Raw genomic sequence first — 20,610 nt, forward strand, 5'->3', positions numbered from 1 at the left:
TGTTAAGAAGCTATTTTCTTTTCAACATGTGACATGACTGCCTGGGTTCTTAAGTACTCGTTGTATCGAGGGTTGCCCAGGTGGTCTTCATAAACTTCCGTCCATGATTTCATCGGTGTATAAACCACCGTCGCGTAAAGCTCTTTGCTTCCAAAAGAAAACAAATGATCTTTTCCTGTTGAATCGACTCCGCAGAAAGTATCGTAGTCCGGAAACTTCGCAATGAAGTCCTGGGTGTGATCGTGATTCACGCCTTTAAGCATATCATCCACAACATATTCAAATGCTGAAATTTTAGTGAAGTGATAAATCGTAAATGTTCGCGGAGTGAAATCCTCGAATTGAATTTCCGATCTAACTTTTCCATAAAGTTCAAAGGCATCTTTGGCTTGAATGATTTTTCCTGTTTTCATGAATGACTTATCGGCCAGCTGGACCGGGGTCTAGAGAAAAATCTGAAAGATTTGAATAGTGTCTAATTTTTGGTCGAAGGACGCCTCAGATTTTGGGCATAAAAAAACCCGCTCGGGGGTGAGCGGGTTTAATAACTACAAAAACGAAACTACTAAATACTAGTGAGCAAGTTGTGCGCAAGTAGAGTAGTTGTAACCTTGAGCAACACACTCATTGATAGCTGCGTTTGAACCACCAGAAGCGCGTGGGCAAAGGCTAGCTGCGCGAGAGTAGTCGTAACCAGTTTTAGCCATGATAGCGCCTACGTTGCAAGTAGCTGTAGTGCTTTTAGTACAAAGAGCTTTAGCTTGATCCAAGAAATAACCTTGTTGAAGGTAGCTAGTGATACATGCGTTTGTAGAAGTTGCGAAAGCTGGAGCTGCTGCGAAAACTGAAAGAGCGATAACTAGTGATTTCATGTTAAATCCTTTTTTAAATTTGTTTTTCAAACGTTAATTTCGATGGACATGATTTCGTTTATTATCGCGAAAGAGTCAATACGGTGAAGGCACAAAGCCTTCACCGTGCGTGTGAAAGGGTCTTCACAAAGCTTGTGAAAACCTTATGAGAACAGGTGGTCAAAATGACGATTTTCCCTCTTAAGAAAGGGCTTTTTGGATGTCTTCGACCATGTCTTTGGGCTCGTCATTGGGAGCATATCGCTTTAAAACTTTTCCATTTTTACCAATCAAAAACTTGGTGAAGTTCCATTTGATAAGTTCGGTGCCCAGGAGGCCCGGCGCAGATTCTTTCATCCATTTGTATAATGGATCGGCTTTGCTGCCATTTACATCGACCTTGGCCATTACTGGAAATTGCACACCGTAATTCAGTGAACAGAACTGCTGAATCTCTTCGTTGTTGCCCGGTTCTTGCGCTCCGAATTGGTTGCAGGGGAAGCCCAATATAGTAAAGCCTTGGTCTTTGAATTTTTCGTAGAGCTCTTCCAAGCCTTTGTATTGGGGAGTGAATCCGCATTTGCTTGCTACGTTCACTACCAGGACCACTTGGCCTTGGTACTTTTCAAGTGGAATATCGCGACCTGCGGAGTCTTTAACAGTGAATGACTGAAGTGATTGTTCCATGGAGTTCTCCTAATTCTGTAATCTAGCCTAGTCCTAATCTCTATATTTGAATACAGATTTAGCGCTGTATCAAATTGAGATTTTCAGTCTGGGGACGACTGGGTATTTCATCAAGTTAAACCCTTGTGATGCCGATATGTTACCTATGGGAATGAATATCTTTTTTCGCACATTTCTGCTTTGCCTTTTTGCCTTTTCGTATTCGATCGTCGCAAAAGCGCAAAACTATACAGACAGTAGTTGCAATAACGCCTGTGGCAGTGGTTACAAGTGTGCTGTCGTCAGCAACAGTGGGAATACAAGAATTTTTAATTGTATAAAAAGCGGCACTACTTCGCGCACTTCAGGTGTGACGACGGGAGCAACTGTGTGTTCCATGCAGTTTCAAAAACTGATGGCGCAATGCTCGAATGAAATCGCATCTACGGATGGCAATTGTGATCAAAAAAATAATCAGGGTATGAACAGCGCTTCATCGATGGCGAGTCAAATGGCTTTGGCCTATGGTGCGAAAGCGGCTTCCAGCATTTCAGAGTCCTGCACTAGCATGGCGGCATTATCCGCGACGATCAATGCGGCAGTAGCAGCGTATCGTCTGACTTGTTCCAGTGCGATTAAAGACTGTAATTCGACGTGCTCTTCGGCTCAAAGATATTTAGCCACTACGGCTGCTTGTCAAACGGACCCTAATTTGACTGCGATGAAAGCCCAAGCGTCCGATTCAGTTTATCAATGTGCATCTTACACCGCAAAAATTGGTGAAGCCCAACAGGCTATGACGAACATCGCGCAAACTGCTGCGAATGCTTCTCAGTGTGCTTCGTTGACTTCGGCGGATGGTTCTTCCGATTTGGCTTCATTGTGTGCGGCAAATCCAAGTCTTGCGGGGTGTGAAAACGTCGTGATGGATTGTAACAACCCAACGATGGCTTCTAATAAGGTTTGTATCTGTTCTAAAAACCCAAGCGACCCTTCCTGCTTGGGCACTTCAAATGTTGTCGGTGATTCAGGTGGTGGATTGGCGACGATTGATAATTCATCCCGTACAGGTAGCTCCGCTAGCGCGAGTGATTTCACTGGCGATCTTCCAAATATTGGTATCGAACAAGCTGAGCTTAGCTCTAGCGGTAGCGATGCGGGTATTGATGGTAAGCAAGGTGGCGGCGTTTCTTTCGGGGGTTCCAGCGGTGCCAGTGGCTCCGGTGGTAAACAGGGTGGTGAAGGCACTGATCCTGCGAAAAGCACAGCTGTAAACGGGGGATTCCGTGGCGGTGGTGGCGGCGGAGGAATGTTTGGTGGTGGAGGCGGCTCTGATGGCGAAGGCCAAGGGGGCTTCTTTAATTCTGCTGCGAATGCTTTAGCAGCTAAAGGCGGACCTGATCTTCGTCAGTTCTTACCGGGTGGGGGGAAGTACAATCCCAATGCTCGTGGGGTTGCTGGAGCTACGGGGCCTGATGGAATTACGGGTCCTCACACGGACATTTGGAAGAAAGTTCAGAACCGTTATCAAGTGATGAGTCCTTCGTTACTTCCTTAATTTTTTAACTCTTTAAAATCTTCGATCGCGGGACCTGAATCGGCCCCGCTGTTCGCTGCCTGCAGCGCCGTCGACACGCCATCGTGGCTCACCGTCGCCCGCCTTTGGCGGGTGCGCGCATCCATGCGCCGACGGAGGTCGACTTTGTGCAGGCATCGACCATCGGGGCCGCTTCAGGCCCCTCGGTCTTCTATTTTTCGTGTTAAATAATTAAGGAAGTAACGAAGTCTTCGTGTGGGCCGAGATTTTTCTTTTGCTGAAGTGTTAACTTTATGTGTGGTGTTTTTTGGTGAAAATAATATCTGGGGGGTTTTGGGATCGGGGTTGGGTGGAGTAGGTTCTTTTTCGCGATATTATTTTTTAAACAGGAGATTTACGTGAAAAAGACTATTCTTGGTTTTGCTTTGGTTTCGGCTTTTGGTGTGAACGCTTTGGCTGGTGTTGTTGTTTGTGAGGGTGATAAGCATACTGTTGTTGCTGATTCAGATGCACAAACTGTATTGTTGGCGCCTGAGATGACGGTGGCTGTTGCTGGTTTGGTTGGTAATGGGCCAGAGGAGAATACTTTTGTTGCTACGGATTCATTGCCTGAATCTAATAAGATCGGTTCATTCTTTGTTTTTATGGGTGCTCGTAATGGTCAGATGAAGGCTAACTTGTTCATCGGGCAGAATGGTGAGCCTGAAGCTTTGACTTGTACTGGTAGCTTTTAATTTTGATGCTAAATTTTGAAATAAAAAAAAAGCCAGGTGTTGAACCTGGCTTTTCTATTTTTAGATCAGAGCGTGTAGGGATTCGATGGCTTGTTTTCTTGAAGTGGAATCTACTACTACGGTGACGCTCATGGCGCTCATTATTAGTTTGTGGGCTTGGAGTTGTGCGCTGTCCATTTTTTCTAGGACTTTTTGGGGGATTTCTGGGGAGGTGGCGCCTGTGCACGTTAGAGTTACTGTTGAGAAATCGGTTGGGTTGAGGGTGAAGCTTTTTTGAGCTTGTAGTTCGCGCTTTACTGCACCCATGGTTTCTTGGGGGCCTGTTAGCAGGATTTCTGCGTGGTCTTTGTTAATTTCACAGTGCAGAAGTTGCGGGAAGGCGATTTGTTTTTCTTCGAACAGAGCTTGCAACTGCTTTAGGGCTTTTGCTGTGTTTTTTTCCTGGGATTTGATTTCCAGAACTGTTTCGTGGGAGTTCAGTGACAAAGCTTTGCAGGACTCGAACATATTCAATCCTTTTTTTACGAGGGTGCCGTCAGAAGTTTTGTTGGATGCGGGGCCGATGTACAGTGTGACTTCGCGGACTTTCGCTAACTCCACTGAACGATAATGCAGAACTTTGGCGCCCCAGAAAGTCATTTCCATTAATTGATCGTAGTTCAGCTCTTGCAAGGGCTTTGCTGATTTAACGATATTTGGATCTGCGGTAAATACTGCGGGTACGTCTTTTAGGATTTCGCAGCGTTCAGCATTGAAGGCTGCTGCCATCGCAACGGCGGAAGTGTCGGAACCCCCGCGACCTAATGTTGTGATTTCTTTTGTGGTTGGAGAAACACCTTGGAATCCGGCCAGGATCACTACCTTTTCAGATTTAAGGGCTTCTTCCACGCGGAAGGCTTTGACGTCTTTGATGAATGCGTTAACGTGAGAGTCGTCAGTGAAGATTCCCGCTTGGCTTCCCGTGAAGCTGATCGCGGGACAACCCAAATCATTCAGTGCCATGGATACCAGCGACATACTGATGCGCTCGCCCACACTCATTAACATATCCATTTCGCGACGTTGTGGATGAGTGGAAACTTGGGCTGCCAAATCAATCAAAGAATTTGTGGTTTTACCCATCGCACTGACGACGACGATTAATGAATTGTCGTTAGCTTGGTTCGCCACGCGTGCGGAAACGGCTTTGATCTTTTCGGGATCAGCAAGTGTAGCTCCGCCGTATTTTTGCACGATCAGGGGTTTCATGAAATGGACCTCAATCAAAACGTACTAATTGCGATTTGCAAAACTTGACGCCATCAACGCTGCACCCTTTGGTACGCGGATCGCGTGTTTTCCAACCTGACGAGGAATGTACCCCAGGTACAGCTCGGCATTCAAATCTTTTAGTGATTTTCTTGTGACCCCTAAATGATCAGCAAGTGAATTCAGCTCGGTGCCGCCAGGAACATAAACTGTTTCGTACTCAAGCGGATCCATTTTTTCCAGGTCGCGAAAGCCATAAAGGTTCGGAGCTTTCGATATAAGCATCGCTGCAAGAATTTTCGGAACGTACTCTTGGGTTTCTACAGGAAGTGCGGAGAGTTTGATGAGTGTCCAGTAATCTTTGGTGCCATATTTTTTAATCTGACGACGAAGACCGTTTTCACCCATGTTATAGCTTGCTGCAACCAAGTACCAAGAGCCGAACTCTTCATAGAGGTCTTTCAAATATTTAATCGCGGCCGTTGTGCTTTTATGCAAATCACGGCGTTCATCAAGCCACCAATTTTTATTCAAACCGTAACGCACACCTGTCGGTTCAATGAATTGCCAAGGGCCTACAGCTGCTGCCGAGCTGACAGCATTCGGGGCAAAGCCACTTTCAATCATCACCATATAAGCAAGATCCGTTGGCAGGTTCGCTTTTCTTAATTCCGATTGAATGAAGGGCATATACTTGTACGAGCGCTGCAACCACTCTCTGAACCACTTGTTGCCTTTAACTTGATAATAAGAAACCCACTTGCTGACTTTGTTATTGTAAGTCACCGGCAAGTCGAAGATCAGATTGTCGGATTGAACATGGGTCGAACGTGCGGTCAGGGCTTTCAGTTTTTCTTTTAAAGTAAGAGCACTTTGTGGAGCCACGGGGCTTGGTGGAAGCATCGGTATTGCTGCCTTAGGATTGGCTTCTGCAAAGGCAGAAGCAGACATCTGAAATGTAAGCAAACCAGCGAGCAACGTTCTTTTCATAAGCCTTATTATGAAGTCGATTCTTTGACACTGTCGACAAAGAATTGCCGCCAACGAGACACCATGACGAAGGTCCTTGCTTCGGTCAAATCGCAGAAAACTTGAGTCCATAAATTTTCATCACGACAGAAGTCTAGTCGTGGAGTTCTTTTCCTAGACTAAGATCGGTCCTGTCAAATGCTGGCATACACCTTGCTGCTCAACAGGAAGAGGGAGATCTGATGAGTGTAAAAGGCGTCTATACTGCACTGAGCGGAGCGATGGCACAAAGTACGAAACTGGATACGATCGCCAATAATCTGGCGAACGTGAACACGCCTGCGTTTAAACGCGACCAGCAACTCTTTCAAGAGTATCTGACGGCCAACGAAAAACCTCCTGAAGTTATTCAAATCCCTCGTGATGTCGCTTCGATAGAAAGCTTCTATAACATGCAGGGTGGCGACAAAAGCTATGTCGACACTAAAGGGACATTCACGGATTTCTCTCAAGGTGGATTAAAACCCACGGGCAATACTTTAGACGTGGCGATTGATGGCAAAGGTTTCTTTGAAGTGGCAACTCCGGGTGGCGTGAAACTAACACGCGCCGGGAATTTTACATTGGATGGCAACGGTCAATTGGTAACTAAAGATGGTCATCCAGTTCTTAGAGCGGATGCTGCTGGTGGAGCAGATCCTGCTTCCCGCGTTTTCCGATTAGAGGCTGGCGGTGGTCCTATCACTATTGCAGATAATGGCGATGTGGTTCAGGGCACCAATAATTTGGGCAAACTTTCTTTGGTGAACGTGGCTAATCCCGATTCTTTGCAAAAGATGGGGAGTTCATTGTACGGATTTAAACCCAATATGAATGCGGAAGTGACTAATATTGCGAACCCAAGTGTTCGTCAGGGTTTTATTGAAACTTCCAACGTCAATGTCGTGCAAGAAATGACGGACATGATTCAAACCAACCGTGTTTTTGAAAGCACGCAAAAAGCCATCCACGCCTATGACCAAATGGCTGAGAAGATGGTTAACGTCGTTGGTAGCGTTAAGTAATAGATCTAAAAGTTTTTAGTTAGTGAAAAATTCCAGGAGGGAATTTAAATGCTTAAGAGTTTGAATACAGCGGCTACGGGCATGGCGGCACAACAGACAAATATGGATGTTATTGCCAATAATATTGCCAACTCCTCGACGTCAGGTTTCAAAAAGTCACGCGCTGAGTTCGAAGATCTGATGTATCAAACTCAAAAAGAGCCAGGAGCGGTGACCGGCATGAATTCGGTTTCTCCAAACGGTGTGCAAACAGGTTTGGGCGTTCGCACAGCAGCGATTCAAAAAGATTTTGAAAATGGTAATGCGCAAGTCACAAAAAATCCTTTCGACATTCAAGTTGAAGGTGCAGGATTTTTCCGCGTGATGACTGGCGATGGCGAAGTGGCTTATACGCGCGATGGTTCATTTAAAAAAGATCCAACAGGTCGTTTGATTGATAAAAATGGCAATACTTTGCAGCCTGAGATCACGATTCCCATGAACGTTTCCGGCGTCGAGATCACTCCAACCGGGGAAGTTCGTACTATTCAAGGTAACGAAGCTCCACAAGTCGTGGGCAATATCGATTTAACAACGTTCGTGAACCCGGCTGGGTTGAAAGCCATGGGTAAAAATCTGTTCACGCAAACTCCAGCCAGCGGTCAACCGGTGACTTCACGTCCTGGTTTGAACGGCACAGGCTATTTGGCACAAGGTCAGTTGGAATCCAGCAACGTGAATATCGTTGATGAGATGGTGAACATGATCACGGCTCAACGTGCTTACGAAACAAACTCTAAAGTGATTCAAGCTTCTGATCAGATGCTTCAATCCATCAACAATTTGAGATAATATTGATGAAAGTACTTTTGGCTCTGACTTTACTAATGAGTACTCAAGCCTTTGCAAGGCCTGAGATTTCCATTCCGGCAACGGTGGAGATTTCCCAACGTCCCTTGTTGCGTTTGGGCGATGTCGCTGTTGTTAAGGGTGCCAATGAGTCTTTGGTTGCGCAAATCGAGTCGATCGTTATTCGTGAAGATGCCCGTGAACTTTTGATCTCTCAAAAGCTGGAAGCTAAGGAAGTTTTGACCATTCTAAAAAATGAAATGGAAAACAACGAGGACTTCCGCAATTCCAAACCTGCGTTTCGTATTCCCAGTGTGGTGAAAGTGGAGTTTGCAAAATCTCCGGTTTCCCGCCAGGAAGTAGAGCGCAAAATTACTAATTACCTAACGGCGCGCTGTGCAGATTGTGAATACAAGATTACAATTCAATCCACGCCAAATCCGGCCAATCGTGCCTGGGACCTGGATATGTCGCAGCTAAGCACGAAAGGTGGTTTCCTGTTGCCGGTACGCGACGGAGACTCACGTCAAATTAAATGGATTTCGGGCACTATTCGCGTTTCGAAATTAACCCCGGTGACGACAAAACTGATCTCACAAGGGGAGCGTGTTAATTCCCAGGATCTTCAAATGCAAATGGTCGATGTGACCTTTGCGAAAGACAGTGGTCTGCGTATTGAAGATGCCAATGGGCAATTGGCCGCTCGCGCACTTCCCGTCGGAACTCCAGTATGGGCTTCCGATCTCAAACGTGAACCGGCAGCTAAGAGGGGACAGATTGTTAAAGCCATCATCGGCGATGACACGTTCGAAGTCTCTGTCAACGTCCAAGCAGAGGACACGGGCTACATCGGTGATTTGATTAAGGTTAAAAATCTGGAAACACAAAAAGTTCTTTCAGCGATTATCGCTGAAAAAGGCGTGGTGAAGTTACAATGATGAATTTTGGTAAAACCCCATTCGTTAAGTTTGCTGCCGTTATGGCAATTTTCACGGCGATGATCCTGGCAACAGGTTGCGCAACAGTGAATGATTTCGTCACGTCTCTTAAGGGCAAAGAAGAAAATCCTCCGTTGGAAAAAATCGATCAGGCGCCACGCTATTCGGATGCCGCGAACATGAAAGTACCAACGGATCGTCAGTATAAACGCATGACGAAAAACCGCATGGAAGAAGAATCCGAATTGCAGGCCAATGCAGGTTCCACTTGGGTGATGGAAGGACAAGGTTCTTACCTATTTGCTCAAAATAAAATGCGCCGTGAAGGTGACATGTTGAATGTGAAGCTGGATGGTTCAGCTCAAAAGCAGGTTGAAACCAAAGTCAGCGTTATCAAAAAACTGTTGAAGCAATTGGAAGAACAGGAAAAAGGTGCGCAAGCTCCGTTAAACAACGGCTTAGCTGCGACTGCAGAAGGTGGTCGTTCGCCAGCGGCTGCGGCTCCGGCTGCACCTGCGAAAGAAGAAGCTAAAGATGACAAAGAAGGATTGGCGGATGTGCAAAACATCCCATCTAAAATTGTCGAAAAGTTGGCAGATGGAAATTACCGTGTGAAAGGTCAACAACCTTTCATGATTGGCAAGCGTGAATACAAAGTGATTTTGACGGGTATGCTACGTCCCGAAGATTTCAATGACGAGGGCATCACTTCTCAAAAACTACTCGACCCTCAGTATGATGTTGTCAGCATCAGAAGGAACGCCACACATGAATAAGCTATTTAAAATTATCACTCTGGGGTTGGTGTTGTTGGCAGCTTCTGCGGAAGTGGCCCAGGCCGCGCGTTTGAAAGACATCGCGACAATTCGTGGTGTGCGTGAAAATCAATTGATCGGTTACGGTATCGTTGTGGGCCTTAAAGGCACGGGCGACGGTAAAAATGAGTTCATGAGCAAATCCATGGTGCGCATGTTTGATAAGCTGGGCGTGAAACTTGAGGGTCAAGATTTCTCAAGTAAAAACGTGGCAGCAGTTATCATCACAGCATCCATGCCGGCATTTGGTAAAGCGGGAAATCCAATCGATATCACAGTGAGTGCGATTGGTGACGCATCATCATTGGCCGGTGGTACTTTGCTGCAATCGCCTTTGCGCGCAGGGAATGACGAAGTCTATGCGGTCGCACAAGGTTCCATCATCATTGGTGGTGATCCAAAAGATGCTCATCTAACTTCCGGAAGAATCCCTAATGGTGCGACGATTGAAAGAGACATGACAGCGGACTTTGCGACTCGCAAAATGTATCGTCTGACATTGATCAATCCGGATTTCACGACAGCGGCTCGTTCTGTGTTGACCATCAACAAAGAGCTTGGCGGCCACTATGCCTCTGCTAAAGATGGCGGTACGATTGATATTATCACGCCATTTGCCTATGAAAATCGTGGTGTCGAGTTGCTGGCAACGATCGAATCTATCGACATCAATCCTGATATGAAAGCGCGTGTTGTTGTGAATGAAAAAACCGGCACGATCGTGATCGGTGATAAGGTGAAGATTTCAAAAGTTGCGATCTCTCATGGTTCACTCTCAGTGAAAGTGGGCGATGGCAAAAAAGGAACTGTTGAAGAAAAGGTCGCAGTTCTTGAACCGGGTGTCAGTGTCGGTGACCTTGTGCAGGCTCTTAACAAAATGGGAGTCACGCCAAAGGACCTGATAACTATACTTCAGTCCATCAAGGCAGCTGGAGCTTTGCACGGGGAACTCGAAGTATTATGAAATTTTTGTTTCATAATGACGCACCTTTTAATAAACTGAATTTATATGTCTTAGACACATGGAAGTGTTTAGGACGCGGGGAGGGTGAGGAAGAGATCGCGAACCATGGATGGTCAAGAGTACAAGTTTTCTCGCAGGAAACAGAAGCAAAAGATCAGCAAGGTCACGGAGTGACCAAATTGAGCGGACGCTACACTCTAAAGAGTCAAGCACAGGATGTGCATGATTCTCCGAATCTCACTCCCCATTTTTTTTCTTCATTTCGATTTGAAATTTCTAACGACGACGGATTGTCGAAGGGCTCCCAGCGGAGCTTTTCTCTTCGGACAGTCCTCGCTCTTGATGAGTCTAATTAATTTCTATGAATAGTGGTTCGATGTTTTCTTTTCTTTCTTCTATTCCCACAGGGCTGCGGAACTTGATAAAAGCTCCGCTGGGAGCCCTTCGTCAATCCTCTTCGGTAACTTCATCGAATGATGAAACTAAATTGGGGAGTGGGAATGGAGATCATGCACGCCTTTTGAGATCCAATGGTGATCTAGAGGTCCCTGTGGCGTCGGGGAATTATCTTCTTCCGTTTGTTCCGGTTAAGTATGTGGCTTCTGTTTCTTTGGTTGTGTTTGGCTTGCTTGCTTTGCAAGCTCGCGCGGAGATGATGGAGATTCCTTTGCGGCAGAATCCTGCTGTGCAGGCGCAGGTTGAGGCTCGTGAGAAGGCGGAGGCTGATGCTAAGGCGGCGGCTGCTTCGCAGGCTGCGGCGGCTAAGAGTGGGGTTGCTTTGGATCCTGCGGCGGCTTCTGTTGATCGGTCTAAGTTTAAGGCTATGCCTTCTCGGTTTATGGGTAGGCCGGTGCAAAAGTCGGCTGATGAGAAATTGAAAGATGTTTCTAAGATGTATGAGAAACATTTTTTGGGTGAGATGATGAAGGCTATGCGATCCACTGTTCATGAGAGTGGATTTATTCAGGTGAATCAGGCTGAAAAGATTTTTCGTGAGCAGCTTGATGGTGAATATGTTGATAAGTGGAGTGAGAAGGGTGGCATTGGGCTTTCTTCGATGATCTATGATCAATTGGTGCAACGTTATGGTGCGCAGTTGGGGATTGCCAAGAAAGAATTGAAACCGATGGGGCCGATTGCTTTGAATGAGAAAAGTAATTTTACGGCTCATCAATTTCGTCATCCCGGGCGTGCCAAAGATTCTATGTCGTATCGCATTTCTCGAACGGCTCCTCCGGTTGCGGGGGCAAAAGCTGTTGAAGCATCTGAAAATCAGGTGAAAGCCCCTTGGGGTGGGACTTTGCGGGCTGTGCGTAACTTGGTGGATAAGCAAACAATGGTGGAAATTGAGCACGACAATGGTCTAAAAAGTCAGGTCGTGTTTTTGGGCGAAGTGTCTCAAATTGAGACAGGTAAAAAGGTCCAAGCTGGCGAGACCCTTGGCATTTTGAGCTCAGAGGCAAAAAGCCTCTATTGGACGGTGGAACCAGACCATCCGACAGGACAAGAAACTGTCTCAGAATGATTTGGTAGAAATGTCTCGTTATGGTACTATGTTAAGAATAGAAAGAGTGTTTTGTAACACTCACGGACTCTGAAATTCAGAGTTAGAAAGAGGAGCTGTCGATGAAAATTACACACAACAAAGTAGGTCAAAATCTGAACCTTACTGATGCTGGTAAATCCGACAAAGCTGCGGGCGTAGCAGGTAAAGCTGCAAGCAAAATTGCCGACGTAAAAGCGGATGCAATTGCGCAAGCTCAAGATGAATCTTCAAAAGTTCAATTGTCTCCTCGCGCACAAGAAGCGAAACGCATCAAGGAATTGGCAATGTCAGCTCCGGATGTTGATGAAGCGAAAGTTGCGAAGTTCCGCGATATGATCGACAAAGGAACTTACAAAGTTGATGCGAAATCAATCGCAGACAAAATGGTTGATGAACATCTAGAGTTTTAATTTTCACTGTGGCATCGGTAAACACTGATGTCACAACAGCGACGGACGCTGGCTAATCTCTCCGAATAAATTGCGCACGATGCGCGTGAATAGACAAACCTACTTCACAAGGACGATGAAGATGGATGTAGCAGTAGCAGAAAGAGCGTTTCAGAAGCTCGAAGCCAACCTTGAAGAACTCACCAAAATTTACCGCACACTTCTTGATCTTGTTCGCAAAGAAAAAGAAATTCTGATCCGTGCGGATCGTGAAGCCTTGGATGAAAACAACTCCATCAAAGAAGAATTACTCTATAAACTAAGAGCTCAAGATTCTTTGCGTTCCCGTTATGCTATGGATCTTGCAGGCGTAGTGGGCGGTGACGTGGAAAATCCACGTTTGTTGGAATTGGCTCAGAAGATGGCTTTCAATCCCGCAGCAGCCGATCGCTTGCGCACTCAGCATGCGGCTTTGGATATGCTGATCAAACGCATTACTGAAATTAATAAATCCAATGAAGAGCACGCGCAAACGGCGCTACAAACTTTGAACGGTGCCTTGGATAATATTAAAGAAACTTTGTCTGGTAAGAAAACTTACGAGAAAAAGGGCGGCTACAAGTCAGGCCCTCAAGTTTCCGGTAACTTCGTCAGCAAGGAAGCCTAGGCTAGTTCCTAAACCTATACTGTTGAAGTACACTAGGTATTAGTAATAAGTAAACGAACCAACCCCACGGATTACCAGGATGGTGATCTCTAGGAGACAGAATGTCGAAGATTTCGGCAATGATGGACACCGGCAAACGCTCGCTGATGAATTCTCAGACAGCGTTGCAAACGGTCGGTCATAACATCGCCAATAAATCCACGGAAGGTTTCTCTCGTCAAAGAGTGGAACTTCTTTCGAACGTTCCTATTGGTGAGGGTGGTTTGCAAATCGGTATGGGTGCCCGTGCCGGTGTCGTAACGCGCGTTAATAATCCTTGGTTAGAAAAACAAATTCAAAAAGAAGGCATGACCATGGGATTCGAAGATTCCCGTGCGGATGGTCTTTCTCGTGTTGAACAAATCTATAACGAACAAAACAATAAGGGTCTGAACCAATACGTGACAGACTTTTTCAATGGTTTCCGTGAACTTTCCAACAATCCCGAGTCTTTGGCTTCCCGTACAATGGTGCGTGAGACAGCTGTGGGGATGGTAAAAGATTTCGGTCGCGTGACTTCTCAGTTGCGTGGTGTTCAGGAAGACCTTGATGCCCAAATCAAAACAACTATCGGCGAAGTGAATGAGATCACCAAAGAGATCGCCTCTCTGAATGAAAAAATTCAAACAGTTGAGGTGTCAAAAGTTCCGGCGAATGACGAACGTGACCGTCGTGATCTTTTGCTAAAAAAACTGGGTGATAAGATCGATATCACTTGGGCTGAAGGCAAAGACGGCATGGTCTCCGTAACTGCGGGTCGTACAGCGATCCTGGTTTCCGGAACCGGTGCGTCTGAATTGAAAGCTCGTCAAACGGATACTCGTGACCGTATGGAAATCTTCTATCAAGGCACAGGAACTCCAGCGAATGTGACTGAGCAGATTTCCGGTGGTCGCATTGGTGGTGCTTTGGATGTTCGTGACCATGTGATCGAAGATCTATTGGGTCATATCGACAACTTGGCTTACACTTTGGCGACAGAAGTAAATAAAGCCCACATCGAAGGTTTCGACCGTAATGGCAAGACAGGCGTTTTATTCTTTGAACAACCGGAATCTGTGAAAGGTGCCGCTGCGAATATTTCGATGAATAAAACTATATTCAATGACGTTTCCAGAATCGCAGCCGGCTCCCGTGCGGATGCCCCTGGTGACAATACAGTCGCCAATGTGATCTCGTCTTTGCAATATAAGCAAGTGATGGATGGCGGAACGGCAACAATGGACGACTATTACAACACGCAGGTGGGTCAGGTCGGTGCCATGGTTCAGCGTGCGGTAAAGTCTCAGGAGTCACAAAAAAACGTCATCAATCAATTGACGAATATCAGGGAATCTATCAGCGGTGTATCTTTGGATGAAGAGACAACGAAAATGATCGAGTTCCAAAAAACTTACGATGCTTCTGCACGTTTGATCAAAACTGCAGACGAGATGTTCGACACTGTTCTTAACTTGAAACGTCTATAAGCGGCCCTAGCCGAGCAGAGCTGTAGCTGAAGCAGCGAAGGATATGAAATGAGAATCGCGGATAAAATGGCTTTCAATCAGGTGAATCAGAACGTGGGCAAAAATCGCTCCGATATGTCTGATTTGCAGAATCAAGCCGCGACTCAAAAACGTATCAATAAGCCTTCGGATGATCCATTGTCTGCAGCGCGTGTCCTGGCGGCTCGTACTGAAGAGCATGGGAATTCTCAGTTCATTAAAAATATTAACAACGCAAAATCTTTCCTGGAGTTTTCGGATCAGTCCCTGGGTGAGTTGTCTGATGCCTTGGTGCGTGCGAAAGAACTTGCGATCTCCCAATCTAATGATGCCAGCGGTAACGCTGAGACACGTATGGTGACGGCTTCGGAGATTGGACAAATCTATAATCAAGCTGTGCAGATCGGTAACCGCAAATTGGGTGAGCGATATGTATTTGCCGGTTACAAAACTCAATCGGCTCCCTTTGATCACGCTGGAAACTATTTCGGTGACGATGGGGATATGAAGATCCAAACCAACAAAGACTCTTTCGTTGCCATGAATATTTCAGGCAATAAAGTGTTCACAGGGCGTGGTTTGGACGGGGATGGCGTGGTTCGTCCTCGCTACGAGACTCCAACGACCGTTCAAGAAGTTCAGGAGTTCAAACAGGAAGAAATCGACCGTCTTCAAAAAAATGAAGACGTGGAGCGCAATTTCCTAATGACTCGCGGTCCCGCAGGTGAGTTTGAAGGTAACGGCAAGCACAAGCAGGACCCGGTTACTGGTGCCCGAGGGGTGAACATTTTCTCGGTTCTTAAGGGCTTGGAAACCAGTCTGAAAGCGAATGACAAGGTCGGTGTCCAGGAGACGATGGATCTTTTGGATCAAGCGATTTCCCAAGTAGTTTTAGCTCGTTCCGAGGTTGGGTCCAGAGTTATGTCCGTAAATAACACCATGGATTCTCTCCAAAAAGCGATCGTGGACAACAAAACGACGGCTTCCCAATTGGAAGACGCTGATGCGTTCCAAGTTATCTCTGACATCAATAAGACGGACAGCACCCTTAAGGCGACTCTCGAAACGTCGGGTAAGCTAATTCAACCAAGCCTTCTTGACTTCCTAAGATAAAAATAATACCTACAGTTCCGCTAAATTTTACCGATAACGACTGCAGCAAAAGGAGTTGTCATGCTGGTTCTCACACGGAAGTTGGGTGAAAGCATCGCTATCGATGATCATATCAAGATCAGAGTAGTACAAATCAAAGGGAAACAGGTTCGTCTAGGAATCGAAGCCCCTAAAGACACTAAGATTCACCGCGAAGAAGTGTATGTCGCCATTCAAGAACAGAATGTGCAATCTGCTGATGTCTCCGCAGACAAATCTCGTTCAGTCGCTAAGCTTTTAAAGCCCTAAGGGGCTTCTAAGTGGGATGTGCCGCTAAGCAGGCACTTTCCGCGTTGGTCGTCGTCAGCGTACAGGAGTACGCTTTCCTCCTTCCGCCTTGAAATTGCCTACTTATCGACCCATCTGTTTTGCGCTTCTGGCTTCCGCTTCGCGGGGTCGCCCCCTTCGGGGATGCGTCATATTAATTAAATTTTATTGAGTCTCCCTGGATTTAGGTCCAGATTTATAAGGGTACTTACCCGAAGTTTATCCTGGCGTGTCTAAGATATGGGTAAGTCCGCTTTGTCCAGAGGGGGAATTGAATGATCATTTCAACATCGAGATTCGGCCAAGTTGAGCTGAAACAAGAAGATGTTCTGACTTTTCCGGAAGGTCTATTGGGCTTTGCGGATCTAAGAAAGTTCGTTCTTCTCGATGATCCAAGTGATGAGATCTTCGCTTGGTTGCAAAGCTGCGAAGCTGCGCAAATCGCATTTCCTGTTCTAGAGCCTGAATTGTTCGCTCCAGCTTACAAAGCCAACCTGACAAAAGGTGATATGGAGTCGATCAAGCTGACTGCAACAGACAAAGCACGCTTCTTCTCTATCGTGACTATCCCTGATGATCCAACACAAATGACTGCAAACTTGAAAGCTCCCGTAGTGATTAACGTTGCCGAAAAAATTGCTCGTCAGTGTGTTTTGCAAGATAACAATTTGGCGATCCGTGAACCTATCTTCACGAAGCTTCAGCAACGTGTTGTGCAAAATCCAGCTGTGGCGATCAAAAATCAATCCACGGGTATCGATGTAGCGACAAAGCTTCACATAGTAAGAGACGCAGAACTGTAGAAGTTAATACAACGAATGATATGGAACAGGCTTCGATTAAAACCGAAGCCTTTTTTATTACCCGCGAAAAGCCTTTTCTCCTCGAAGAACCATGTTATCCTTGTGTGACCTTTGGAGGCTCGATCTGATGAAGTTATGGGGATTCCTGACACTGCTTACAAGCAGTTTCATTCTAACAGCGACACTGCCAACGATGGCGGCGCCGGTGCCTCATATCTCCCTGTTTTGGGAAGTTCAGAATTGGGAATCTGTTTTCGGAGTGGTTACAGCGGCGACGGCGAATGATAAATTCGAAAAAGGCAGCCGCGAACTTTTTAAATCTCAAAAAATTGATCTGACTCAGCCCTTTGCCAAAATCGAATTCGACGGCAACAAGGTTCGCATGCAAGGTTTGAATGAGCCATTGATCATGGGTGCGACAGCTGCCGAGTTCTCCTATCAAAATGTGGCGTTCACTTACAAACCTAAAAAGAGCGTGAAGTCTAACTTCGAAGAAATGCGCAAAGTTTGGAAAGTGTTTCCGGAATTGAATTTTCCAACAAGTCTTTCGAACCGCAGTCTCGCAAGTTCTGAAGCTCCCGTGTATGCAACGCTCTTTACTATCGTCGGCGCAGCGGCAACATTGGGTGACACTGGTATTCCTGTGGGTGGTTACTTTGGTTTTAAATGGTACAAGAACTCAGCCGAACCAATTTTGCTGGAGTGTAGCCCCGGTAAAAGCGCTCAGGTGAAGGGCAAAGATCGTTTAGTGGTCGAGGCCTTGCCTGATGGTCAGCAAGTGTTTTACAGCGAATCTGGAGGCCAAAAGGGCATCCAGGGAGAGCTTGAAAAGATCACTCTGCGCGGGAAAGAAAGTTTCGCAATCACAAATGGCAATGAAGCTGTGAATGATTTGCGAATCGCCGATGCAGTTGAGTTGAATAAAAAATTAATGGCGATGAAAACTTTGTGTGCGAGTCCGGAAGAGGTCGAACACTTCAACAGCTCTTCCCGCCGAATCCAAGAAGCTATCAACGCAGGAAAAGTAAAACTTGCGTCTGAACACCGCGCTTCGAATTCAGTAAAAGACCCCGACGCCGTCTCCGGCATCCGCTAAAAAGGTGCCAGGTCCTGTTTCATGTTGCATGCAGTTACCGTTGCGGTAACCGTACGCGTTGTATTTTCGAGCGCATGTACAACGATCGAGTATTTTTATTAGTAGAAAACTTGCGAGGAGAACATCAATCCGATGACATCGATAGCGGACTGATTGTTAGCGCTTGGAAGGACTTTATAATAATAAGATCCAATAACGATTTCGTTGGCCCGTTGTTTGATGATTAATCCTGCACTGTAAAGCTGTGCTTCACTGTTTGCGAGTTTGGAGTAAGCGAGACCCGCAACTGGTTGCCATTTGTTTGCGGTGGGCATTTTCCAACCCAAACTGTAGACGAAATTTTCATCGGTCTTTTTATTGTCGCCGTTATAGTCTTTCGCATTACTGCCGCCGCTATATGAGACGTCGACATAGAGTTCTTGAGCTGAAATCTTAAACTTTTGCCCCAGTACCGCTCCCACGGATGAAGTTCTGGAAGGGGTGTATGATCTTGATTCCTCTTGGGGAGTTGTGGGAGTTGAAGAGTTTGTTGAGGAGGAGTAGTAAGCGCCTTCCGACAAAAGAGGTGAGCTTTGGAAGCTTATATTTATTCCTAGGTTGTAAAAATCTGTCGGTTTCCAGAGTGCTGCGGCGATTGCCAAGGGTTGGATTTCCTTTTGAAATGTCTGAGAGTACTGTGTTGCTAAGCTGGTAGGACCCGTCACCTGTGAGTACGTATATGTTTCTTGAGTGGTGTAGATGCCGCCTAAAGTAAATCCCCAAGCAAGTGTATCATCCCAAGGGCGTCCATAAGCGAAACCGCCCATCAGAATGTTACTCTTGAGTGCAAGGCGCAGCGCCAGATTGTAACCTGTGAGTGGTAACGAATGGCTTTGAGAAACATTAAAGGCCACGGGATTTGCGATAAATATCGAAGCGTGTCCTTTCGCCAAGGGAGACGTTGTGCTGGCCAAGGTCGGACGAATGATCACCGTGGAGCTGTTTCCCATGTTCGGGATTTCAAAACTTTGCTGTTCTAGGGCGTTACCGCTGAGGGTGATGCTGACGTTGTTGTCGTCCAGAAATCCCAAGCCCGCAGGATTATAAATTGCATTTCCTGGGGAGGCTGAAAGTGCAGCACCCGTGTTCGCCATCAAGGCTTCAGTATGACCCACCGGGAAAGTCATCTCTGAAAAACTGAGTTGAGAATAAAATAAAATTGAGCAGAAGATGGCGAATAAGCGGAAACTCATTCGCCAATTAGACTACGTGGTTTCCAACTGTGGCAAAGACTTTTCAGTTTTTGCACCCAAGCGTTTTAAATCTTCGACTTGGTCGATCAGATTGCCGCGACCGTCGGAAAGCTTTTTAGTGACTTCCTCATGGGCTTTTTGAGCAGCACCAAGTTTTTCCCCCAGGTTTTGGATGTCTTTCAAAAGATTTGCGAACTTTTCGTAAAGCAAGCCACCGCGCTTAGCGATTTCCAAGGCATTCTTTTCCTGACGGTCTTGTTTCCACAAAGCCGTTACTGTTCTTAGGGTTGCAAGCAGTGTTGTGGGACTGACGATTGCGATATTGCGCTCCCAAGCATATTGGAAGATGTCTGGTTTTAATTTAAATGCCAAGGCGAACGCTGGTTCCAATGGCATGAACAAAATCACGAAGTCTGGAGAAATTAATTTATCAGCCGCGTGATATTTTTTCTCGGACAAGCCATCGATGTGTTTTTTCAAGGAATCGATGTGGAATTTACCGAACCGTTCTTGTTCTTCCAAAGTTTCTGCTGACGAGTATTGTTCGTAGGCTACCAAAGTCATTTTAGAATCCACGATCAAGTGTTTGTTGTCGGGAAGGTTTACGATCACATCCGGACGAAGCATCTGACCGTCTTCACCACGCAGATCCATATCCACACCTTGAACGATATATTCTTCACCTTTGCGCAGGCCCGAACGTTCCAAAATGTTTTCCAAAATCAACTCGCCCCAGTTGCCCTGGGTTTTCGTTTCGCCTTTAAGGGCCTTCGTCAGATTCTGAGTTTCTGTGGACATGACTTTGTTCAGTTCCATCAACTTGGTCAGCTCACCACGCAAAACACCGCGCTCGGAACGTTCCGTGGAGTAAGACTCTTCGACTTTTTTTTCAAAGTCTTTGATACGTTCTTTAAGCGGTTCCAAAACAGAGGAAATATTTTTGTGGTTTTGATCTGTGAACTTTGCGGACTTTTCTTCAAAAATCTTTTGAGCCATGTTCTCAAACTGAGTATTCATGCGGATTGCGAGTTCTTCTTGCTGTTTGCGAGCTTCACTCATGAGAGATTTGGTTTCACTGAGGTTCTGCGTCAGAAGTTCGTTCTTCATTTGCAAAGACTGAACGTCGGCCAGGAGCTGGGACTTTTCAGCCATCGCCTGTGCTTTAGATTTGAAATAAACGACTACTCCGGCAATCAATGCGCCCGCAAAAAAAGCGATCAGGGTTACAAAGTTCACGCGGTTCCTCCTGTTGGGTTCACGAATCAGATTTGCCATTAGAAGTGCTTTTGGTCACACGAAAAACGGTGTATGATGCGCC

General features: G+C 46.1%; 22 protein-coding genes. 15 read left to right on the forward strand and 7 right to left on the reverse strand.

The window, feature by feature from the left end; genetic code table 11:
* Window positions 1–2: 2 nt before the first annotated feature.
* From HW988_RS02410 to HW988_RS02420, 3 genes are all read right to left on the reverse strand, one after another.
* The gene (locus HW988_RS02410) at window positions 3–413 is read right to left on the reverse strand and encodes a hypothetical protein (protein ID WP_181606072.1); all 411 of its coding nucleotides are present in this window, start codon (window positions 411–413) and stop codon (window positions 3–5) included.
* Window positions 414–572: 159 nt separating this feature from the next.
* Complete coding sequence (locus tag HW988_RS02415) at window positions 573–872, reverse strand: hypothetical protein (RefSeq protein ID WP_181606073.1); 300 nt, start codon at window positions 870–872, stop codon at window positions 573–575.
* Between the two features lie 180 nt (window positions 873–1,052).
* A complete protein-coding gene (locus HW988_RS02420) occupies window positions 1,053–1,538 on the reverse strand; it encodes a glutathione peroxidase (protein ID WP_181606074.1) in 486 nt (161 codons plus the stop codon).
* A 151-nt stretch (window positions 1,539–1,689) separates the two neighbouring features.
* Between HW988_RS02420 and HW988_RS02425 the strand changes: the two genes are divergently transcribed.
* A complete protein-coding gene (locus HW988_RS02425; RefSeq protein ID WP_255490169.1) occupies window positions 1,690–3,075 on the forward strand; it encodes a hypothetical protein in 1,386 nt (461 codons plus the stop codon).
* A gap of 377 nt (window positions 3,076–3,452) precedes the next feature.
* On the forward strand, window positions 3,453–3,788 hold the full coding sequence (locus HW988_RS02430) for a hypothetical protein (RefSeq protein ID WP_181606075.1): 336 nt from the start codon (window positions 3,453–3,455) through the stop codon (window positions 3,786–3,788).
* Window positions 3,789–3,848: 60 nt separating this feature from the next.
* On the opposite strand, the gene HW988_RS02435 is transcribed toward HW988_RS02430, so the two are convergent.
* Window positions 3,849–5,036, reverse strand: coding sequence for an aspartate kinase (locus tag HW988_RS02435; RefSeq protein ID WP_181606076.1), 1,188 nt, complete (start codon window positions 5,034–5,036; stop codon window positions 3,849–3,851).
* 24 nt (window positions 5,037–5,060) lie between these two features.
* A complete protein-coding gene (locus tag HW988_RS02440) occupies window positions 5,061–6,026 on the reverse strand; it encodes a lytic transglycosylase domain-containing protein (protein ID WP_181606077.1) in 966 nt (321 codons plus the stop codon).
* A 221-nt stretch (window positions 6,027–6,247) separates the two neighbouring features.
* Between HW988_RS02440 and flgF the strand changes: the two genes are divergently transcribed.
* The 13 genes from flgF (at window position 6,248) to HW988_RS02505 (ending at window position 18,060) form a co-directional block, all read left to right on the forward strand.
* Entirely contained in the window at window positions 6,248–7,069 is an 822-nt protein-coding gene (gene flgF, locus HW988_RS02445) for a flagellar basal-body rod protein FlgF (RefSeq protein WP_142698841.1), read from the forward strand.
* A gap of 48 nt (window positions 7,070–7,117) precedes the next feature.
* Window positions 7,118–7,900: a flagellar basal-body rod protein FlgG gene (flgG, locus tag HW988_RS02450; RefSeq protein ID WP_181606078.1), complete on the forward strand. Its 783-nt coding sequence runs from the start codon at window positions 7,118–7,120 to the stop codon at window positions 7,898–7,900.
* Between the two features lie 5 nt (window positions 7,901–7,905).
* The gene (gene flgA / locus HW988_RS02455; protein ID WP_181606079.1) at window positions 7,906–8,835 is read left to right on the forward strand and encodes a flagellar basal body P-ring formation chaperone FlgA; all 930 of its coding nucleotides are present in this window, start codon (window positions 7,906–7,908) and stop codon (window positions 8,833–8,835) included.
* The gene (locus tag HW988_RS02460; RefSeq protein WP_255490170.1) at window positions 8,832–9,611 is read left to right on the forward strand and encodes a flagellar basal body L-ring protein FlgH; all 780 of its coding nucleotides are present in this window, start codon (window positions 8,832–8,834) and stop codon (window positions 9,609–9,611) included. The genes flgA and HW988_RS02460 overlap by 4 nt, the downstream gene beginning before the upstream one ends.
* Window positions 9,604–10,614 carry a flagellar basal body P-ring protein FlgI gene (locus HW988_RS02465; RefSeq protein WP_142698845.1) on the forward strand — a complete coding sequence of 337 codons (1,011 nt, stop codon included), beginning with the start codon at window positions 9,604–9,606 and terminating at the stop codon, window positions 10,612–10,614. The genes HW988_RS02460 and HW988_RS02465 overlap by 8 nt, the downstream gene beginning before the upstream one ends.
* A gap of 376 nt (window positions 10,615–10,990) precedes the next feature.
* A complete protein-coding gene (locus HW988_RS19090; protein ID WP_255490171.1) occupies window positions 10,991–12,139 on the forward strand; it encodes a rod-binding protein in 1,149 nt (382 codons plus the stop codon).
* A 101-nt stretch (window positions 12,140–12,240) separates the two neighbouring features.
* A complete protein-coding gene (gene flgM / locus HW988_RS02475) occupies window positions 12,241–12,570 on the forward strand; it encodes a flagellar biosynthesis anti-sigma factor FlgM (RefSeq protein ID WP_142698846.1) in 330 nt (109 codons plus the stop codon).
* A 121-nt stretch (window positions 12,571–12,691) separates the two neighbouring features.
* Entirely contained in the window at window positions 12,692–13,216 is a 525-nt protein-coding gene (locus HW988_RS02480) for a flagellar protein FlgN (protein ID WP_255490172.1), read from the forward strand.
* Between the two features lie 101 nt (window positions 13,217–13,317).
* Complete coding sequence (gene flgK, locus HW988_RS02485) at window positions 13,318–14,724, forward strand: flagellar hook-associated protein FlgK (protein ID WP_181606081.1); 1,407 nt, start codon at window positions 13,318–13,320, stop codon at window positions 14,722–14,724.
* A 48-nt stretch (window positions 14,725–14,772) separates the two neighbouring features.
* Window positions 14,773–15,855, forward strand: a complete 1,083-nt coding sequence (gene flgL, locus HW988_RS02490) for a flagellar hook-associated protein FlgL (RefSeq protein ID WP_181606082.1) — start codon at window positions 14,773–14,775, stop codon at window positions 15,853–15,855.
* A 60-nt stretch (window positions 15,856–15,915) separates the two neighbouring features.
* On the forward strand, window positions 15,916–16,143 hold the full coding sequence (gene csrA, locus HW988_RS02495) for a carbon storage regulator CsrA (protein WP_142698850.1): 228 nt from the start codon (window positions 15,916–15,918) through the stop codon (window positions 16,141–16,143).
* Between the two features lie 293 nt (window positions 16,144–16,436).
* The gene (fliW, locus tag HW988_RS02500; RefSeq protein ID WP_181606083.1) at window positions 16,437–16,964 is read left to right on the forward strand and encodes a flagellar assembly protein FliW; all 528 of its coding nucleotides are present in this window, start codon (window positions 16,437–16,439) and stop codon (window positions 16,962–16,964) included.
* Window positions 16,965–17,091: 127 nt separating this feature from the next.
* Window positions 17,092–18,060: a hypothetical protein gene (locus tag HW988_RS02505; RefSeq protein ID WP_181606084.1), complete on the forward strand. Its 969-nt coding sequence runs from the start codon at window positions 17,092–17,094 to the stop codon at window positions 18,058–18,060.
* A 98-nt stretch (window positions 18,061–18,158) separates the two neighbouring features.
* Here HW988_RS02505 and HW988_RS02510 read toward each other — a convergent pair whose 3' ends face one another.
* Window positions 18,159–19,292: a hypothetical protein gene (locus HW988_RS02510; RefSeq protein ID WP_181606085.1), complete on the reverse strand. Its 1,134-nt coding sequence runs from the start codon at window positions 19,290–19,292 to the stop codon at window positions 18,159–18,161.
* Window positions 19,293–19,304: 12 nt separating this feature from the next.
* The gene (locus HW988_RS02515; RefSeq protein WP_255490173.1) at window positions 19,305–20,528 is read right to left on the reverse strand and encodes a DNA recombination protein RmuC; all 1,224 of its coding nucleotides are present in this window, start codon (window positions 20,526–20,528) and stop codon (window positions 19,305–19,307) included.
* Window positions 20,529–20,610: the final 82 nt, after the last annotated feature.

Source organism: Bdellovibrio sp. KM01, from assembly GCF_013752535.1.
Classification (GTDB): Bacteria; Bdellovibrionota; Bdellovibrionia; order Bdellovibrionales; family Bdellovibrionaceae; genus Bdellovibrio.

Excerpts from the sequence above, each read along its gene's own strand:
- HW988_RS02410 (WP_181606072.1), bottom strand. The coding sequence starts at position 413 with ATGAAAACAGGAAAAATCATTCAAGCCAAAGATGCCTTTGAACTTTAT.
- HW988_RS02415 (WP_181606073.1), bottom strand. The coding sequence starts at position 872 with ATGAAATCACTAGTTATCGCTCTTTCAGTTTTCGCAGCAGCTCCAGCT.
- HW988_RS02420 (WP_181606074.1), bottom strand. The coding sequence starts at position 1,538 with ATGGAACAATCACTTCAGTCATTCACTGTTAAAGACTCCGCAGGTCGC.
- HW988_RS02425 (WP_255490169.1), top strand. The coding sequence starts at position 1,690 with ATGAATATCTTTTTTCGCACATTTCTGCTTTGCCTTTTTGCCTTTTCG.
- HW988_RS02435 (WP_181606076.1), bottom strand. The coding sequence starts at position 5,036 with ATGAAACCCCTGATCGTGCAAAAATACGGCGGAGCTACACTTGCTGAT.
- HW988_RS02440 (WP_181606077.1), bottom strand. The coding sequence starts at position 6,026 with ATGAAAAGAACGTTGCTCGCTGGTTTGCTTACATTTCAGATGTCTGCT.
- flgF (WP_142698841.1), top strand. The coding sequence starts at position 6,248 with ATGAGTGTAAAAGGCGTCTATACTGCACTGAGCGGAGCGATGGCACAA.
- flgG (WP_181606078.1), top strand. The coding sequence starts at position 7,118 with ATGCTTAAGAGTTTGAATACAGCGGCTACGGGCATGGCGGCACAACAG.
- flgA (WP_181606079.1), top strand. The coding sequence starts at position 7,906 with ATGAAAGTACTTTTGGCTCTGACTTTACTAATGAGTACTCAAGCCTTT.
- HW988_RS02460 (WP_255490170.1), top strand. The coding sequence starts at position 8,832 with ATGATGAATTTTGGTAAAACCCCATTCGTTAAGTTTGCTGCCGTTATG.
- HW988_RS02465 (WP_142698845.1), top strand. The coding sequence starts at position 9,604 with ATGAATAAGCTATTTAAAATTATCACTCTGGGGTTGGTGTTGTTGGCA.
- HW988_RS19090 (WP_255490171.1), top strand. The coding sequence starts at position 10,991 with ATGTTTTCTTTTCTTTCTTCTATTCCCACAGGGCTGCGGAACTTGATA.
- flgM (WP_142698846.1), top strand. The coding sequence starts at position 12,241 with ATGAAAATTACACACAACAAAGTAGGTCAAAATCTGAACCTTACTGAT.
- HW988_RS02480 (WP_255490172.1), top strand. The coding sequence starts at position 12,692 with ATGGATGTAGCAGTAGCAGAAAGAGCGTTTCAGAAGCTCGAAGCCAAC.
- flgK (WP_181606081.1), top strand. The coding sequence starts at position 13,318 with ATGTCGAAGATTTCGGCAATGATGGACACCGGCAAACGCTCGCTGATG.
- flgL (WP_181606082.1), top strand. The coding sequence starts at position 14,773 with ATGAGAATCGCGGATAAAATGGCTTTCAATCAGGTGAATCAGAACGTG.
- csrA (WP_142698850.1), top strand. The coding sequence starts at position 15,916 with ATGCTGGTTCTCACACGGAAGTTGGGTGAAAGCATCGCTATCGATGAT.
- fliW (WP_181606083.1), top strand. The coding sequence starts at position 16,437 with ATGATCATTTCAACATCGAGATTCGGCCAAGTTGAGCTGAAACAAGAA.
- HW988_RS02505 (WP_181606084.1), top strand. The coding sequence starts at position 17,092 with ATGAAGTTATGGGGATTCCTGACACTGCTTACAAGCAGTTTCATTCTA.
- HW988_RS02510 (WP_181606085.1), bottom strand. The coding sequence starts at position 19,292 with ATGAGTTTCCGCTTATTCGCCATCTTCTGCTCAATTTTATTTTATTCT.